The 18412-nt window shown below is 61.0% G+C and carries 13 protein-coding genes; 8 read left to right on the top strand and 5 right to left on the bottom strand.

Features of this window, described 5'->3' with window-relative positions; translation table 11 throughout:
- Positions 1–39: 39 nt before the first annotated feature.
- Both BCY88_RS22470 and BCY88_RS22475 read left to right on the top strand, forming a co-directional pair.
- Positions 40–2325, top strand: coding sequence for an arginine/lysine/ornithine decarboxylase (locus BCY88_RS22470; RefSeq protein WP_120346362.1), 2286 nt, complete (start codon positions 40–42; stop codon positions 2323–2325).
- A 2-nt stretch (positions 2326–2327) separates the two neighbouring features.
- Entirely contained in the window at positions 2328–3098 is a 771-nt protein-coding gene (locus BCY88_RS22475; RefSeq protein WP_120346363.1) for a lysozyme inhibitor LprI family protein, read from the top strand.
- Positions 3099–3881: 783 nt separating this feature from the next.
- On the opposite strand, the gene BCY88_RS22480 is transcribed toward BCY88_RS22475, so the two are convergent.
- The 3 genes from BCY88_RS22480 to zwf form a co-directional block, all read right to left on the bottom strand.
- A complete protein-coding gene (locus BCY88_RS22480) occupies positions 3882–5798 on the bottom strand; it encodes a bifunctional transcriptional regulator/glucokinase (protein ID WP_120346364.1) in 1917 nt (638 codons plus the stop codon).
- A complete protein-coding gene (pgl, locus tag BCY88_RS22485; protein ID WP_120346365.1) occupies positions 5776–6498 on the bottom strand; it encodes a 6-phosphogluconolactonase in 723 nt (240 codons plus the stop codon). Before pgl ends, BCY88_RS22480 begins: the two co-directional genes overlap by 23 nt.
- A 196-nt stretch (positions 6499–6694) precedes the next feature.
- Complete coding sequence (zwf, locus tag BCY88_RS22490) at positions 6695–8158, bottom strand: glucose-6-phosphate dehydrogenase (protein WP_120346366.1); 1464 nt, start codon at positions 8156–8158, stop codon at positions 6695–6697.
- A gap of 532 nt (positions 8159–8690) precedes the next feature.
- On the opposite strand from zwf, the gene BCY88_RS22495 reads away from it, so the two are divergent.
- The 4 genes from BCY88_RS22495 (at position 8691) to BCY88_RS22510 (ending at position 13143) form a co-directional block, all read left to right on the top strand.
- Entirely contained in the window at positions 8691–9938 is a 1248-nt protein-coding gene (locus tag BCY88_RS22495; RefSeq protein ID WP_120346367.1) for an ABC transporter substrate-binding protein, read from the top strand.
- A gap of 197 nt (positions 9939–10135) precedes the next feature.
- The gene (locus BCY88_RS22500) at positions 10136–11074 is read left to right on the top strand and encodes a carbohydrate ABC transporter permease (RefSeq protein WP_120346368.1); all 939 of its coding nucleotides are present in this window, start codon (positions 10136–10138) and stop codon (positions 11072–11074) included.
- Positions 11064–11921 (top strand): carbohydrate ABC transporter permease, encoded by an 858-nt coding sequence (locus BCY88_RS22505; RefSeq protein ID WP_120346369.1) that lies wholly within the window; start codon positions 11064–11066, stop codon positions 11919–11921. The genes BCY88_RS22500 and BCY88_RS22505 overlap by 11 nt, the downstream gene beginning before the upstream one ends.
- A gap of 106 nt (positions 11922–12027) precedes the next feature.
- A complete protein-coding gene (locus BCY88_RS22510; RefSeq protein WP_120346370.1) occupies positions 12028–13143 on the top strand; it encodes an ABC transporter ATP-binding protein in 1116 nt (371 codons plus the stop codon).
- A gap of 131 nt (positions 13144–13274) precedes the next feature.
- Here BCY88_RS22510 and BCY88_RS22515 read toward each other — a convergent pair whose 3' ends face one another.
- Positions 13275–14192 (bottom strand): LysR family transcriptional regulator, encoded by a 918-nt coding sequence (locus tag BCY88_RS22515; protein ID WP_120346371.1) that lies wholly within the window; start codon positions 14190–14192, stop codon positions 13275–13277.
- 181 nt (positions 14193–14373) lie between these two features.
- On the bottom strand, positions 14374–15033 hold the full coding sequence (locus tag BCY88_RS22520) for a glutathione S-transferase family protein (RefSeq protein ID WP_120346372.1): 660 nt from the start codon (positions 15031–15033) through the stop codon (positions 14374–14376).
- A gap of 346 nt (positions 15034–15379) precedes the next feature.
- On the opposite strand from BCY88_RS22520, the gene BCY88_RS22525 reads away from it, so the two are divergent.
- Together BCY88_RS22525 and BCY88_RS22530 are read left to right on the top strand one after the other, a co-directional pair.
- Positions 15380–16885, top strand: coding sequence for a flagellar hook protein FlgE (locus BCY88_RS22525; RefSeq protein WP_120346373.1), 1506 nt, complete (start codon positions 15380–15382; stop codon positions 16883–16885).
- A gap of 387 nt (positions 16886–17272) precedes the next feature.
- On the top strand, positions 17273–18412 hold a 1140-nt coding region (locus tag BCY88_RS22530; RefSeq protein WP_120346374.1), incomplete at its 3' end, for a flagellin.

Here is an 18412-nt window from a genome sequence, read left to right on the forward strand (position 1 = left end):
TCATCAAAGGCAGCGGTCGTTCTTTTTGGAGAATCGCCCATGAAGTTTCGTTTTCCCGTCGTCATCATCGACGAAGATTTTCGCTCCGAGAACATCTCGGGTTCCGGCATCCGGGCTCTGGCCGAAGCCATCGAGAAAGAAGGCGTGGAAGTGCTCGGGTTGACGAGCTACGGCGATCTGACCTCGTTCGCGCAGCAGTCGAGCCGCGCGTCGTGCTTCATCCTGTCGATCGACGACGACGAGCTGCTGCCGTACGTCGATAACGTCGTGGTGGAAGGTGAGACGCCGGAACTGGCCGCGGCGATCGTCGCGCTGCGCGCGTTCGTGACCGAAGTGCGCCGCCGCAACGCGGATATTCCGATCTTTCTGTACGGCGAAACGCGCACCTCGCGCCACCTGCCGAACGACATCCTGCGTGAACTGCACGGCTTCATCCACATGTTCGAGGACACGCCGGAATTCGTCGCGCGCCACATCATCCGCGAAACCAAGGTGTACCTGGATTCGCTCGCGCCGCCGTTCTTCAAGGAACTGGTGCAGTACGCGGACGAAGGCTCGTATTCGTGGCATTGCCCGGGGCACTCGGGCGGCGTCGCGTTCCTGAAGAGCCCGCTTGGCCAGATGTTCCACCAGTTCTTCGGCGAGAACATGCTGCGCGCCGACGTCTGTAATGCCGTCGACGAACTCGGCCAACTGCTCGACCACACCGGTCCGATCGCGGCGTCCGAGCGCAATGCGGCGCGTATTTTCAGCGCCGACCACGTGTTTTTCGTGACCAACGGCACGTCGACCTCGAACAAGATCGTCTGGCACGGCACGGTGGCGCCGGGCGACATCGTGCTGGTGGACCGCAATTGCCACAAATCGATCCTGCACGCGATCACCATGACCGGCGCGATTCCGGTGTTCCTCACGCCGACGCGCAATAATTTCGGCATCATCGGCCCGATTCCGCGCAGCGAATTCGAGCCGGAAAACATCAAGAAGAAGATCCTCGCGAATCCGTTCGCGCGCGAAGCGCTGGCGAAGAATCCGGATCTGAAGCCGCGCATCCTGACCATCACGCAGAGCACCTACGACGGTGTGATCTACAACGTCGAGATGATCAAGGAAATGCTCGGTGACTGGCTCGATACGCTGCACTTCGACGAAGCGTGGCTGCCGCATGCCGAGTTCCACGAGTTCTATCAGGACATGCACGCGATCGGCGCGGGCCGTCCGCGGATCGGCGCGCTGGTGTTCGCGACGCACTCCACGCACAAGCTGCTGGCCGGTATTTCGCAGGCTTCGCAGATCGTCGTGCAGGATTCGAAGAACAGCCGCTTCGACAAGCACCGCTTCAATGAAGCGTATCTGATGCATACGTCAACGAGCCCGCAGTACGCGATCATCGCCTCCTGCGACGTGGCGGCGGCGATGATGGAAGCGCCGGGCGGCACCGCGCTGGTCGAAGAGTCGATTGCCGAAGCGCTCGACTTCCGCCGCGCGATGCGCAAGGTCGACGACGAATACGTCGACGACTGGTTCTTCAAGGTGTGGGGTCCGGAGGAGTTCGCGGAAGAGGGTATCGGCTCGCGCGAAGACTGGATGCTGCGTCCGAACGACGCGTGGCACGGTTTTGGCCCGCTCGCCGACGGTTTCAACATGCTCGACCCGATCAAGGCGACCATCGTGACGCCGGGTCTGGACATGGACGGCGGCTTCGGCGAGTCCGGCATTCCGGCTGCGATCGTCACGAAGTACCTGGCCGAGCACGGCATCATCGTCGAGAAGACCGGCTTGTATTCGTTCTTCATCATGTTCACGATCGGCATCACCAAGGGCCGTTGGAACTCGATGGTCACCGAACTGCAACAGTTCAAGGACGACTACGACAACAACCAGCCGCTGTGGCGCGTGCTGCCCGAGTTCGTCTCGCATCATCCTATGTACGAGCGCGTCGGCCTGCGCGATCTGTGCCAGCAGATCCACAGCGTCTACCGTGCGAACGACATTGCACGCCTGACGACCGAGATGTACCTGTCGAGCATGGAACCGGCCATGAAGCCGTCGGATGCGTTCGCGAAGCTTGCGCACCGCGAGGTCGACCGGGTACCGATCGACGAACTCGAAGGCCGCGTCACATCGATCCTGTTGACGCCGTATCCGCCGGGCATTCCGCTGCTGATTCCGGGCGAACGGTTCAACAAGACCATCGTCAACTATTTGCGTTTCGCGCGCGAATTCAACGAACGCTTCCCGGGTTTCCACACGGATATCCACGGGCTGGTCGGCGAAACTATCAATGGGCGCATCGAATACTTTGTCGATTGCGTACGCGCCTGACGATGCGCATAGCGCAGTCCCTGCTGGGCGCTGACGGCTGGCGGCGCGCGTTTGGCGCGCCGGCTTTGGCATCGGCATCGGGGAAGTTGTTGGCGGCGTTCGGCGTGGTGCTTGCCGTGACGCTCGGTGTGACGCCTTTGGCGGCTCATGCCGAAGTCGCTGCCGCCGATCCGATCGACGCGTCGATGCGTTCGTGCCTTGCGCGCAGCGACATGTCGTCGACGACGGGGCAGGTGCAATGCATGGACAACGCTCGAATCGGCTGGAAGGCGGCGTTGGATGGCGCGTGGCAGCAGCTTGACACGAAGTTGCCGCGTGCGCGGCGCAAGCAGTGGGAGAAGAGCCAGGCGAGCTGGCTGGCTTCGCGTGAGGTCGAGAAGCCGTTGCTGGCGGCGGTGTTCGCGACGACGAGCGGCTCGATGTATGTGCTGGCCGAAGCCGATATGCAGTTGCAGCCGGTGCGTGATCGCGCGCTTGCGCTGCGCAGCGCTGTGGCCAGGATCAGCGCAGGCGGGGAGCCGCCGCGCCGTCCGCGTGCCTGTAATGCGGATGCGCAGTGCGAGCACGCGATGTTCGATCTGAATCGTTATTACCGCCGCTTGCAGGCGAAGATGCCGGCGCGTTCGCGGTCGACGTTGGTGCGTGCGCAAGGGGCCTGGACTGCGTATCTCAACGCTACTACGCCGTTGGTCGATGAGCGTGGGCGGATCGATATTATTGGCGCCCGGGTGGCTACGCTCAAACGGTTGTCGGAGACTGTTGGTAATGATTGAGGGATTGGGTTAGGCGGTGTCGGCCGGGTTCCTCTGCTTGTCTGTTGGTTTTATGGTGTTGGCCTTTCCTTGCTGTGTTAGTGGTCTGTTTTGTTTGTGCTTTTATGGCGTTGGCCTTTCCTTGATTTGTTATTGGTCTATTAGTGTTGCCCCTGTGCGGGGCGGCACCTACTTTTCTTTGCCTGCCGCAAAGAAAAGATAGGCAAAAGAAAGCGGCTCACCCCGCCAGCTCATAAGCGGGTCCCTCGCACAGCCACGGTAGTGGTGCATCTGGAATCTGTGTTCTCGCACATTCCGCCCTGGTGACAAGGCTGTCATACCTCCGGCGGCGCTACGCGCGCCGAAGCGCGGTTCGAGAACCAGCGCGTTTTTTGGCACATCGCCGAGGCGACGCCGATGGCCCCCGCTACGCGAAACGAAACCTCTGGTTTCCCTTGCAGACCCGTCCGCGACGCACGCAGTGCGGAGTGGGAGCGGATGAGCCCTGTGCCGCTAACGCGAAGTGTGCGAGAACACGGATTCCAGATGCACCACTACCCCCTCCAAGCCAGGGGACCCGCTTATGAGCTGGCGGGGTGAGCCGCTTTCTTTGCTTATCTTTCTTTGCGGCGGCAAAGAAAGTAAGTGCCGCCCCGCACAGGGGCAACACTAATAGACCACTAAGAAATCAAGGAAAGCCCAACACCGCAGACCCACAGACAAAACAAACCACCAACAAATCAAGAAAAAACCAAAACCACATACAAACAAAAACAAGCGCCGCGAAGGCCAAAAAAAACCCGACTAATCCCGCGCCGAAGACGCCGCCCCATGACTTAACCAGTCAAGCACAGCCGTAGCATCATCATCCGCGCCTTGTCGCGCCTTAGCGACCGTCTCAGCCACATCCTCGCTCGGCACGGCGCGCCGAATCGCCACACCCACAGCAAGAATATCAATCATCACAAGATGCAAGATCCGCGAAATCATCGACAACTGCGACTCGCGAATCTCAATGTGATCGGTCTCCAACGCGACAGTGGCCCGCTTGGCCAGCGGCGTATTGCTCGACGTAATAGCAATCACCTTGGCCCCCGCCTGCATGGCGACATCCAGCACACGCAGCAGCTCAGGCGCACGTCCTGACTTGGACACGGCAACTATCACATCACCCTTGCCGAGCAAGGCAGCCGACGCCGCCTGCATATACAGATCGCCATAAGCAATCGTCGGAATACCAAACCGGAAGAACTTGTAATGCGCATCCTGCGCGACGATGTTCGAATTGCCGAGCCCATAAAACTCGATCCGCCGCGCGCCGTTCAACAGATCGATGGCCCGCTCGACCTGGTCGAAATTCAAATGCTCCCGCAACTGCAAAATCGCCGACACGGTGTTGTCGAGCACCTTCGCACCGAAGTCCGTCGCGGTATCGCCCAGATGCACCTGGCTGTGACTCACCGGAATCGTGCCGGTCAAACCCGTCGCCAGCTTCAGCTTGAAATCGGACAGGCCCTGGCAGCCAAGCGAGCGGCAAAAGCGGATCACCGTCGGCTGGCTCACGTCGGCCTTGCGCGCGATATCCACGATCGGATCGTTGATGATCGAACGCGGATGATTCAACGCGAGATCGGCCACACGGCGCTCGGCCGGCGTCAACGCATCGCGCATCTGGCGAATCCGCTCGAACACGGCCGATGAACTGCCGCCCGTGCGGTTCGACAACTGTTCCGCGAGAATCGCCGAAACCCCCAGAAACGCGGGGTATTCAGCGGTAATCACGTAGGTCGGCACGTTCTGCAAATATGCCTCGAAGCGGCCCTTCGCCTCGAAGCGCTTGCGAAACGACGAGCGCGCGAAGAATTCGCCGAGCCGCGGCACCACGCCGCCGCCAATGTAAATGCCGCCCAGTGCGCCGAGCGTCACCGCGATGTTGCCCGCGAAGGTGCCGAGAATTCCGCAGAACACATCGACGGATTCGGCCGCGAGCGGCTCGCCTTCCATCGCGCGTTTGACGATCTCGATCGTGTCGACGTTCGCCGCCACACGCTTCTTGTCGCGACCGGCCAGCGCACGGTAAATCACCTCGATGCCGGGGCCCGCCGCCACACGCTCGAACGAGACGTGCGACCACTTCTTGCGCGCGTACTGCAGCACGATGTCTTCGCGCTCGTCGGCCGGCGCGAAGGTGGCGTGGCCGCCTTCGCTGCCCAGCGCGATCCAGCGGTCGTCGGCCGGAATCAGGCCGGATACGCCCATGCCGGTACCCGGGCCGAGCAGGCCGATCACGCTGTTCGGACGGCGCGTGCCGCCGCCTACCTGCACGCGTTGCGTGTCGGTCAGGCCAGGCAGCGCCATGGCCAGCGCGGTAAAGTCGTTCACCACCAGCAGCGTGTCGAAGCCGAGCGTACGGCGCGTGGCTTCGATCGAAAAGCTCCAGTCGTGATTGGTCATCCTGACCTGATCGCCGTCGACCGGATTCGCAATCGCAATCGCCGCGTGATTCACGCGGCCGATCCTGGTGTCCTTCAGGTACTTCTTGATGACTTCGGCAACGCCCGGATAGTCCGCGCACGGATAGACCTGCACCGAGCTGATCTCGCCGGGGCTGGTTTCGAGCGCGAAGCGCGCGTTGGTGCCGCCGATGTCGGCGAGCAGCCTCGGTCCATCGGCGTGCTGGCCCGCGCCCGGAACAGCCTTAGTTTGCACACCAGTAGACATCGAGTCTCACTCCCTTGTCGTTTGCCAACTGCGAGATGGCATTTTTTTGTAGCGAAGCGGCGGCGGCATTCAGCACGTCCATCTTTCGCGGTCCTGCGATCAGCAAAAACAGATGCTTCACTTCTTTCAGCGCGGAGAGCGACCAGCTCACGCGTGCATGCGGCGCGCTGCCGGGATGCACGGCAACGAAGCGCTCGGGCGTGGTGATCGCGTAATCCCATTCGGGCGCATCCGCGAAAATCGACGCGGTGTGGCCGTCTTCGCCCATGCCGAGAATCGCGACATCCGGCACGGCGCTAAAGCGCGGGTCGGCGTTCAGCGCGGCAACATGCGCGTTCAGATCCTGCGTCGCGTCCACCAGCGGCCAGAAAGTGGCGTGTTTCGCGGCGTTCTGCAACAGCGTGTCATGCACGAGTTGTGAATTGCTCGCGCTGTCCGTCTCCGGCACCCAGCGATCGTCGACCAGCGTCACGGCAATGCGCGCCCAGTCGAAGGGTTGCGTGGACAACGTCTGCAGGAACGGACGTGGACTGGTGCCGCCGGACACTGCAAGGACTGCCGGCCGCGCGCCAGGATGTGGCGTGCCCGCGGCGGCCGTGGCCGCCTGTGCGGCGAGCGACGCATGTAACGCGTCGCCAACCGCTTTCGCCAACGCGTCGGATTGGGCGCGTTGATCGTCGAAAGCGTGAAGCTCGATCACTTCTCCTCCGTGCTGCTTTCTTGTTAGATCTGCGGAACGTGCCGTGCTGCTCTCGCGCGATGCCTGCAAGCGGGATGACTTGCAGGTGCCTTCGTGATACCGGCGCCGTTCCGTTCAGTTCGTCAGTGGATCCCGCAGGCGCTGCGCTGTGCTTCGATCGTAATCGGGCAACGCGCGGCGCCGTAATTCAATTGCTTCAATTCTCTTCCTCGAGCCAGCAGGTGCCATGCTGCGCCAGCATCGCGCTCGCCGCGGCCGGTCCCCACGTGCCTGCTGCATACGGCTTGGGCGGCTTGTTCGACGCGGCCCATTCGTTGAGGATAGGCTCGACCCAGCGCCATGCCGCTTCCTGCTCGTCACGCCGCACAAACAGCGCGAGGCGGCCGTTGATGACATCGAGCAACAGGCGCTGATACGCCTCCATCTGCCCTTCGCGGAAGAACCGGTCAAATGCGAGGTCGAGGTGGACGCTGGCGAGGTTCATGCCTTCGCCCGGTTGCTTGGCCAGACAGTAGAGACGAATGGTCTCGTTCGGCTGCAAACGGATCACCAGGCGATTCGCACCGCCGCGCAACGCGGACGCGCCCAACGCCGAATGCGGCACCGCACGAAAATTCACCACGATCTCAGCGACACGGTCCGCAAGACGCTTGCCGGTGCGCAGGAAGAACGGCACGCCGGCCCAGCGCCAGTTCTCGATTTCCACCTTCAGCGCAACGAAGGTTTCGGTCGTGCTCTCCGGCTTCACGCCAGGTTCGGTAGCATACGCCGGCACCGCGTTGCCGCGGATCACGCCCGCATGATACTGGCCGCGCACCGCGACCTTGCCAATATCGCGCGGATCGATCGGCTTCAAGGCGCGCAGCACACGCAGCTTCTCGTCACGCACCGAGTCGGAATCCATCGAATGCGGCGGTTCCATCGCGACGATGGAAAGCAGTTGCAGCAAATGGTTCTGCACCATGTCGCGCAATGCGCCGGTGTTGTCGTAGAAGTCGCCGCGCGCTTCCACGCCGAGTTCTTCCGCAATCGTAATCTGGATGCTTTCCACCCATTCGCGGCGCCACAGCGGCTCGAACAGCACATTGCCGAAGCGCAGGGCGAGCAGGTTCTGCACCGGCTCCTTGCCGAGGTAGTGATCGATCCGGTAGATCTGTTCTTCAGCGAAGATTTCACCGACTGCATCATTAATTGCGTTGGACGACTTGAGGTCGTAGCCGAGCGGCTTTTCCAGCACGATGCGCGAATTTTCGTTGAGCCCCACCGACGCCAGCGCGTGGCAGATCGGCACGAACAGCGACGGACCCGTTGCCAGATAGAACACCCGAATGCCGGGCAGGCCGCTCACGGCGTCGCGCAGCAGCACGAAGTCTTCAGGCTTGCCCAGATCGATCTTCACGAACTCGATCCGATCGAGGAAGCTCGCCCATGCGGCTTCATCCAGACCGTTCTTCGACACGTGCGGCTTGACGTGCTCGTTGACCCATTCCAGGTAGCCGGCACGATCCGCCACATGCCGCGCAACCGCGAAGATCTTGCCGCTGTCGGCCAGCATGCCACCTGCACGGTGCGCTTCAAACAGTGCCGGCAGGATCTTGCGCATCGACAGATCGCCAGTTCCGCCGAAGAGAACGAAGGTGAAGCTTGAATCGGTTTGCATGAGTCTCCGTCGATATCCTGGGGCCGCCGTGGTGCTCGGAAAGGGCGACCGTAGTCCGATAAAATATTTTTTGACACTGAATTGTAGTTTAACTACAATCCAAATCAAGAGGTAGCGCTAATTCGATGAAAAAAGCGTGCGCTGTGAGGCTGGTTGCGCGTTTTCCCGAATCGGCAGGCGTCCCCTGCATGTTAACGGACATTGCGTGCGAGCACGCGCCAGCATGCCCCCCGGCGGCCCTTACGGAAAGCCGGAAGGCGGGTCTGGCGTCAGGGTTAACGTGTGAGGCACCTCGAGTCTGCCGCGCGCGACGCGGGCAGGCAAAAATCAAAAGAGGAGACAGTCAGTTGCATCCCGAACCACTCATCTCTTGAGCTTCCAGCGGCCGGATATCGGTCCGCCGGCACATGCGTGAAGCATGCGCCCGACCGTGCTCGATCGCCCAGTGTTTTGCCTGTTTGAACCAACCACAGCACCCTGGCGACATCAGGGGCCATTTGTTTTTTGTTCAGGTGTCTGGAGGAGATAAGCAATGAAATTTCGCGCGATCATGGGCGCTTTGTGCGCCGCAGGTCTGATGTGTGGCGTCTCGGCCGTGCAGGCTGCCGAGTCGATCGAAGTGTTGCACTGGTGGACTTCGGGCGGCGAATCGAAAGCCGTCGGCGTCCTCAAGGACGACATGACGAAGCAGGGTTACACGTGGAAGGACTTCGCGGTTGCTGGCGGCGCAGGTGCGGCTGCCATGACGGCACTCAAGACGCAGGTGATCTCGGGTAATGCGCCGAGCGCCGCGCAGATCAAGGGTCCGCTGATCCAGGACTGGGCTTCGCAAGGTGTGCTGGTGCCGATCGACGCCGCAGCAGGCGACTGGAAGAAGAACCTGCCGCCGGAAATCGACAAGATCATGCACGCAGACGGTCATTACGTCGCTGCGCCGTTCTCGGTGCACCGCGTGAACTGGCTGTACATCAACAAGGCGGCATTGGACAAGGCCGGCGGCAAGGTGCCGACCACGTGGCCTGAGTTCTTCGCCGTGGCTGACAAGATGAAAGCCGCCGGCATCCAGCCGATCGCGATGGGCGGTCAGCCGTGGCAAGACCTGACGCTGTGGGAAGACGTCGTGCTGTCGCAAGGCGCGGGCTTCTACAAGAAGGCGCTGGTCGACCTCGACGAGAAGACGCTGACGTCGGACCAGATGGTCGGCGTGTTCGACACGGTCCGCAAGATCCAGGGTTACTTCGACGCGGGCCGCACGGGCCGTGACTGGAACCTGGCAACGGCCATGGTCATCAACGGCAAGGCCGGCATGCAGTTCATGGGCGACTGGGCGAAGGGCGAGTTCGCCAACGCCGGCAAGAAGGCGGGTTCGGACTACGTCTGCGCTGCGGTTCCGGGCACGGAAAAGTCGTACACGTTCAACGTCGACTCGTTCGTGTTCTTCCAGCAGAAGGGCCAGACGGGTGCAACGCCGGGTCAACTGGCGCTGGCCAAGACGATCATGTCGCCGGACTTCCAGGAGCAGTTCAGCCTGAACAAGGGTTCGATCCCGGTTCGTCTGGGCGTGTCGATGGCCAAGTTCGACGACTGCGCGAAGAAGTCGTACGCGGATGAACAGGTGGCGATCAAGTCGGGCGGCTATGTGCCTTCGCTGGCACACGGCATGGCGCAACCGGATGCAGCAGCCGGTGCGATCTCGGACGTGGTTACGAAGTTCATGAACTCGCAGCAGGATTCGAAGAGCGCAGTTGCCGCGCTTGCGAAGGCTGCGAAGACCAAGTAAGTAGCGTCAAGCGAAGTCATGCGCCTGGCCGTTCCCTGCGGGGGCGCCAGGCGCGTTCTTCGGAATGCTTGCAGCCGTTGCGTTACTTAGGGCGAGACGCTTCACCCCTGGTTTCATCGAGTCACACCTATGCCGTTGCGGCCTCGCGCTTTCATGCGTGAGCGATCCGGCGGTACAGTTTCAGCAGGAGTCGAGTAGTGACTGCTTCTATCAGCGGAAACGGGAAAACGGCCACCGTGACCCGCCGCACGTCGCCGATGGCGGCCCTCGCCGATCGCTGGATTCCGAAGCTGGTGCTCGCACCCAGCGTCGTGATCAGCCTGATCTTCGTGTATGGCTTCATCGCTATTACCGGCTATCTGTCGCTGTCGAATTCGCGACTGATGCCACGCTATGATTTTGTCGGTCTCGATCGTTATCGCGAACTGTTCGATAACGATGTGTTCTGGACCTCGGCTGCCAACCTCGGCTGGTTCGGCATTCCGTTTATCGCTATCTGTATCGGCCTCGGCCTGTTCCTCGCGATCCTGCTCGATCAGCAGATTCGCAATGAAGGCGCGCTGCGCGCCGTGTTCCTTTATCCGATGGCGCTCTCGTTCATCGTGACGGGTACGGCATGGCAGTGGATCATGACGCCGAGCGTCGGCCTCGAAAAGGTGTTCCACGACTGGGGCTGGACGAGCTTTTCGTTCAGCTGGCTCGGCGACCCTGACAAGGCGATTTTCTGCGTCGTGATCGCGGCGGTATGGCAATCCACCGGCTTCGTGATGGCGCTGTTTCTCGCGGGCCTGCGCGGTGTCGACGGTGAAATCTTCAAGGCCGCGCAGATGGACGGTGCGGGCTTGCCTACCATCTATCGCAAGATCGTGATTCCGAGCATGCGCCCGGTGTTCTTCTCCGTGCTGCTGATTCTTTGCCACATCACGATCAAGACCTTCGACCTGGTCGTTGCGTTGACCGCGGGCGGCCCGGGTACGTCTTCGTCGCTGCCGGCTATTTTCATGTACACGTTTTCGTTCAATCGCGGGCAGCTGGGCGTCGGCGCGGCATCGTCGATGATGATGCTCGCTACCGTTGTGGCCGTGCTCGTGCCGCTGATGTATCTGGAATCGAGGAGCACCCGCAATGCAGCCTAAGATGACGATCAGCCGTGCCGTCATTTATGCGGCCTTGTTTCTGTTTGCCCTGTATTTCCTGTTTCCGCTGTACGTGATGCTGTCCACGTCGTTCAAGGACATCGACCAGCTGCGCTCCGGCAATCTGCTCACGCCGCCGACTCACTGGACAATCGATCCGTGGATCAAGGCATGGAGCGGTGCATGTACCGGGGTGCGCTGCGACGGTATGCAGCCGTTCTTCATGAACTCCGTGCGCATGGTGATTCCGGCCGTGCTGATCTCGTCGATCATCGGCGCGTTCAACGGTTATGTGCTCACGCACTGGCGTTTCCGTGGCGCGGATCCGATCTTCACCATGATCCTGGTCGGCTGCTTCATTCCGTTCCAGGCAATCCTGCTGCCGATGGCGCGTTTCGAAGGCCTGCTTGGCCTGTCGAACACGACGACCGGTCTGGTGGTAGTGCACGTGATCTACGGTATCGCCTTCACCACGATGTTCTTCCGCAACTTCTACGTGAGTATTCCGGCTGAGCTCGTGAAGGCCGCGCGGATCGACGGTGCGGGTTTCTTCACGATCTTCACGAAGATTCTCATGCCGGTGTCGCTGCCGATTTTCATGGTGTGCCTGATCTGGCAATTCACGCAGATCTGGAATGACTTCCTGTTCGGGATTGTGTTCTCCGGTGTCGATTCGATGCCGATCACGGTGGCGCTGAACAACCTCGTGAACACCTCGACCGGCGTGAAGGAATACAACGTGGACATGGCCGGCGCGATCATCGCCGCACTGCCGACCTTGCTCGTCTACATCGTCGCCGGCCGATATTTCGTGCGCGGTCTGACGGCGGGCGCAGTCAAGGGCTAGACGCGGGGTTAAACCATACGCATCGCGGCGGGGCGTCGTTAATAGTGCGCCGCCGTCATTCGACCAGAAGTTTTCAAGCGGTACCAGAGACAAGAGGATTCACAGCATGGCAAGCCTTTCCATCCGTGACGTGTACAAGACTTACCCGAACGGGGTGCCGGTTCTGAAGGGTGTCAACATCGACATCGAAGACGGCCAGTTCCTGATTCTCGTCGGCGGCTCGGGCTGCGGGAAGTCGACGCTGCTCAACATGATCGCCGGCCTCGAAACCGTCACCAAGGGCGAGATCCAGATCGACGGCAAGACGGTGAACAACCTCTCGCCGAAAGATCGCGATATCGCGATGGTGTTCCAGTCGTACGCGCTGTATCCGTCCATGACGGTGCGCGAGAACATCTCGTTCGGCCTGAACATTCGCAAGGTGCCGAAGCAGGAGCAGGCGCAGATCGTCGACCGCGTGTCGAACACGCTGCAGATCACGCACCTGCTGGACCGCAAGCCGGGTCAGCTGTCCGGCGGTCAGCGTCAGCGCGTGGCTATGGGCCGCGCGCTCGCGCGCGATCCGGTGATGTTCCTGTTCGACGAACCGCTGTCGAACCTCGACGCGAAACTGCGTATCGAGATGCGTTCGGAAATCAAGCTGTTGCATCAACGTCTCGGCACCACGATCGTCTACGTGACGCACGATCAGATCGAAGCAATGACGCTCGGCGATCGCATCGCGGTCATGAAAGACGGCATCGTCCAGCAGTTCGGCGCGCCGCAGGACATCTACGACTCGCCGGCCAATCTGTTCGTGGCCGGCTTCATCGGCGCACCGCCGATGAACTTCATCCAGGGCAAGCTGGTGGAGCAGGGTTCGGGCGTCGGCATCGAACTGGATACGGGCGGCATGCGCGGCGTGCTGAACCTGCCGTTCGACTCCGCGAAAGTGAAGTCGCACCTGGGGCGCGAAGTGATTCTGGGCCTGCGTCCGGAGCGCATTACGGATGCACGCGGCGCGCATGGCGACAATGCGTCGTTGCAGCCGATCGAAGTGAAGGTCGACGTGATCGAGCCCACCGGGCCGGACACGCTCGTGTTCGCGCAGGTCAACGGCAAACGTATTGTGAGCCGTGTGCACCCGGCGTCGAATCCGCAACCGTTGGCGAATACGACGCTGCTGTTCGATACGTCGAAGGCGGTGTTGTTCGATCCGTCCAATGAGGAGCGGATTGCGTAAGGCGGCTTATTCGCTGAGCGATTCGGGTTGCAGAAAGCCCCATGCGTGGTGAGACGCATGGGGCTTTTTGTTTGCCAGGCGCGATATGCTGCGGATCCGGTGTACGAGGAGAGTGCCCCCGTGCCGCAACGTCAAAGGTCCGTGATGCGCAGATCCGGATTATTTCGCGCCAGTTCGGTGACCCACTCGGTGAAGGCGCGAAGCCGTGAGCTCAGATTGCGGCGATGCGCGTACAGAATCGACAGCGGCGTACCCGGGCTCGTATAGTCCGTGAGAATTTCCCTAAGCGCACCTTGCGCGATCAGATCGGCCACCATGAAACGCGACGGCTGGATGATCCCGTGGCCGAGCGCACTCGCACCGATATAGACGCTGCCGTCGTTCACCGCGAGCACGCTCTTCAACGTGACCTTGACGATCTCGCCGTCTACCTCGTACTCGAACGGAAAGGTCTTGCCGCTGCGCGCGGAAATGTAGTTCACGGCGCGATGCTCGCTGAGCTCGTCGAGCGTAGTGGGCGTGCCGAATTTCTCCAGATAGGCGGGTGACGCGCAGGTCACGATCCGCGCCTGGCCGATGTGCCGCGCAACGAGACTCGACTCTTCCGGCGTGCCCATCCGGATCACGCAATCCACGCCGTCCTGAATCAGATCGATATTGCGATCCGCCAGCCCGAGCCGCACGTCGATCTCGGGGTATTGCCGGTAGAAATCGTCGAGCGCGGGCAGCAGCAGCGCGCGGGCGAGCGTGCCGGAGGTATCCACGCGAATCGTGCCGCTCGGATTCTCGCGCTTGTTCGATAGCGACGATTCGGCGTCGGTGACTTCCGCGAGGATGCGCACGCAGCGCTCGTAGAACAGCGCGCCGTCTTCGGTAACGCTGACCTGCCGCGTCGAACGGTTCAGCAACCGCACGCCGACATGCTCTTCCAGAGCCTGAATGGTGCGGCTGACTTTGGCGCGGGGCAGGTCGAGCGACTCGGATACTTTGGTGAAGCTGTTCGCCTCGACCACCCGCGTAAATATCTCCATCGCTTCGAAACGGTCCATGTTTTGCCTTATGAGTGATGGGCGGATGTGGGTTTCGAAGTGAAGTGTATAGGTTGGAAATCGTGTTGTGGCAATGAGCTCAGCGCCGCGCGCAGACGGGCACCTCTGTCGGGTTATTCGCGGGTTGGCGCCGTCGTGCCCTGGGTGTACCGGGCGTCCCCGGTCTGCTGCGCTGGCGTGTTCAATCCCGGTCGGGCGCACCGAGCGGAAACAGCGGCCGGTACGGGCGTGCTTCGTCGACCGCGCGTGCGAACGACGGCCGGGCCAGCAGCCGCTTGCGGTAGGCGAGCACATGCTCAAAAGCCGGGCTGATGCGATGCGTCCAGTCGGCATAGAACAGGAACGGTCCCGCGCCGCAATCGGCGAGGCTGAACGTATCGCCGGCCGCCCATTCGCGCCCGGCCATTACCGTGTCGAGCCAGCCGTAGGCGGTGTCGAGCATATTGCGGGCATCGGCCACGGCGCGCGGATCACGCTCCGTCTCGGCGCGCATGCTGTCGTACACGATCTTCTGCTGCGGCGTGGAAATGTAATTGTCGAAGAAGCGATCCATGCTGCGCACTTCCAGCGCGGCGCGGGCGTCGGCCGGCAGGAGCGGCACGGGCCCGGGGTGATACAAGCCGAGATACTCGATGATGATGCTCGCCTCCATCACGGTCCGGCTGCCGTCGACCAGCACGGGAAAGCGCTTGATCGGCCAGAGCGCGGCGAATTCCGCCATGACCTGTGGATCGTCGTGCGCCAGAAGGCGCAGTTCGAACGGCGTGCCGTTTTCGTAAAGCGCGGTCAGCGCCTTCTGGCAGTACGAGGAGAAGGGGTGGGCGTAGAGCTTCAGGGTCATCGTGGTCACCTGTGGCGGTTGCGGGGCGCGCTATGGCGCAATGACGGCCAGCGTAGCCGTTTACCCAACGACGAACGGTACCCGCAGAAATCGACACTCGCGGACATCAATCCGCAGCGGTGGTGCCTGGCAATCCAGCGGATTCGCATAAAGATCAGGCGCAGGCTCAGGTAGCCGCATTCCTACGACAAATCTGCACAATACTTTCCAGAAATATAGCGTAACATTTGAAACAATTGTAAGAATGCGGGCATAGTGGGTAGATGCGCTGGCCCGTGCATCGCGTCAAAGAACAACCAATAGCCTTAAATCCACCGAGTTACGATTTTCTGGAACGGAGACCACGATGGGGTACCAGCAAGGTTTGAGTGGGGTGTCGGCAGCGTCGCAGAATCTCGACGTAATTGGCAACAATATTTCCAACTCCCATACAGTTGGTTTCAAGAGCGGGAATGCGCAGTTCGCCGACATGTACGCCAATTCGGTGGCGACGGCGGTAAGCAACCAGATCGGCATCGGCACCCGGCTCTCCGAAGTGCAGCAGCAATTCTCGCAAGGCACGATTAGCGGCACCAACCAGGCGCTCAACGTCGCGATCAACGGCAACGGCTTCTTCCAGATGTCGAACAATGGCTCGCTGGTGTACTCGCGCAACGGCGTGTTCCAGCTCGACAAGAACGGTTACATCACCAATGCGCAAGGCCTGAAGCTGATGGGTTATGCGGCGAACGGCGCGGGTGTCATCAATACCGCGCAAACTGTGCCGCTCAACGTGCCGACCGCGAACATCGCGCCGCAAGCAACCACGAAGATCGTTGCCGGCCTGAACCTGAACGCGCAGGACCGGCTGATGCTCGGCACGCCGGCCGTGACAGCCGGCACCAACACCGGCACGCTCACTACGCCTGGCGCGACCATCACGCATCCCGCTTCGGGCACGAACAACGACAACTACACCGTTAAGTTTACGAGTGCGACCGCCTACACGGTGACCGACAACACCCTCGGCACGTCGACCAGCGGCACTTACACATCAGGCACGGCGATCCCGCTCGGTGGCGGGCAGACGATCACGTTCAACGGCGTGCCGGCTGTCAACGATAGCTACACGATCGCGCCGACGCCGATTGCGTTCAACCAGAACACCTCGACGACGTACAACTACTCGACCAGCACGACGGTCTACGACTCGCTCGGCGGCTCGCAGACAGTCAACATGTATTTCACCAAGACCTCGGCCGGCACGTGGGACGTATACGCGGGCACCTCGACCGGCACGGCGAGCCTGGTTGGTCACGCGAACTTCAATTCATCGGGCACGCTGCTCGGCACCACCGACAAGAACGGCGTAGCGACTACTACGCCGTTCGCGTTCAATTTCAGCGTTCCGACCACCGATGGTTCCTCGACGCCGCAGAACCTGACGCTGAACATTGCGGGCACGACGCAGTACGGCGGCAAGAACGGCGTGAACTCGCTGCAGCCCGACGGCTATGCCGCCGGCACGCTGACGAGCTTCACAATCGGCGCCGACGGCACGGTGACCGGCAACTACTCGAACCAGCAGACCGCCGCGCTCGGCCAGATCGTGCTCGCCAATTTCGCGAACCAGAATGGACTTGTGAACCTCGGCAACAACGAGTTTCAGCAGACCTCTCAATCGGGCGTCGCGCAGATCTCCGGGCCCGGTTCGACGAATCACGGCGTGCTGCAAGGCGGCGCGGTGGAAAACTCGAACGTCGATCTGACCAGCGAGCTGGTGAAAATGATTACCGCGCAGCGTAACTATCAAGCGAACGCGCAAACGATCAAGACGCAAAAGACGGTCGATCAGACATTGATGAACCTTTAATCGATCGTGTGACTCCGGAACGGAGGAAGTACTCGCAAACCTTGCGCGATATTCGCGCGGGGTGATGAGTATTGATTATCGGCAGATTTTCTTCGTGATCTCCAGATAGGCCACGAAGACGATCTCCAATGCGTTCTCGAGCCCCGTGGGGGCTCGAGAAGACGGGCGCGCTGGCTCATCCGGCTTATGTGTTTATATTTAATTAGGATGACAGAGAAAATGTACGGACTCGACAAAACTCGACAAAATTAACTGGCACTGAAATTACGCAAACCTCTCAAGTTTACTTTGCCCAGGCCGTCATTTCTGTTGCGGTGAGCATCAACGAATACGTTTGCCGTTGCGGATGTCGGTAATAAATCTAAGGTTTTATTTGAGAGGTCTTCCATGCTCGGAATCAATAGCAACATCAATTCGCTGGTTGCACAGCAGAACCTGAATGGCTCGCAAAGTGCCCTTTCGCAAGCCATCACCCGTCTGTCGTCGGGCAAGCGTATCAACAGCGCAGCGGACGACGCAGCAGGTCTGGCGATCTCGACGCGTATGCAAACGCAGATCAACGGCCTGAACCAGGGCGTGTCGAATGCGAATGACGGCGTGTCGATGATTCAAACCGCATCGAGCGCACTGTCCTCGCTCACCTCCAGCCTGCAACGTATTCGTCAGCTGGCTGTGCAGGCATCGACCGGCACGCTGTCGCCGAGCGATCAGGCTGCACTGCAGAAGGAAGTTTCGGCACAGATCTCGGAAGTGAACCGTATCGCGTCGCAAACGACGTACAACGGCACGAACATTCTGGACGGCTCGGCAGGCAGCGTGACGTTCCAGGTCGGCGCGAACGTTGGCCAGACCATCAGCCTGAACCTGAACCAATCGATGTCGTCGGCGAAGATCGGCGGCGGCCTGGTGCAAACGGGTCAAACGCTGGGCACGGTCAACGTCAGCGTGGACGCGTCGGGTGCTTACACGACGGCTGCCAGCCCGGCCATCACGGCAATCAACGTGCTGTCGGACGGCAAGGGCGGCTACACCTTCACCGACCAGAACAACCAGGCGATCACACAGACAGTCGCATCCGCGGTGTTCGGCGCAGGCGCAACGGCAGGTACGGGTACGCAGGGTACGGCTCTGGCACTTCAGGCCGGTGCAACGACGACGGCAGGCGCAGGTTCCGCCGCTCAGGTTTCGGCAGTTGCGCAGATCAACGCGATCAACAGCCCGCCGACGGTTTCGAACCTGAACATCAGCACGGTTACCGGCGCGAACGAAGCAATGGTCTCCATCGACAACGCACTGCAGACCGTCAACAACCTGCAGGCGTCGCTGGGTGCCGCGCAAAACCGCTTCACGGCAATCGCCACGTCGCAGCAAGCTGAATCGACCGATCTGTCGTCGGCACAGTCGCAAATCACGGACGCCAACTTCGCACAGGAAACGGCGAATCTGAGCAAGGCACAAGTGCTGCAACAAGCTGGTATCTCGGTGTTGGCGCAAGCTAACTCGAACCCGCAGCAAGTTCTGAAGCTC

Origin of the sequence: Paraburkholderia fungorum, from assembly GCF_003610895.1 — a bacterium.
In the GTDB taxonomy this organism is placed as follows: Bacteria; Pseudomonadota; Gammaproteobacteria; order Burkholderiales; family Burkholderiaceae; genus Paraburkholderia; species Paraburkholderia fungorum_B.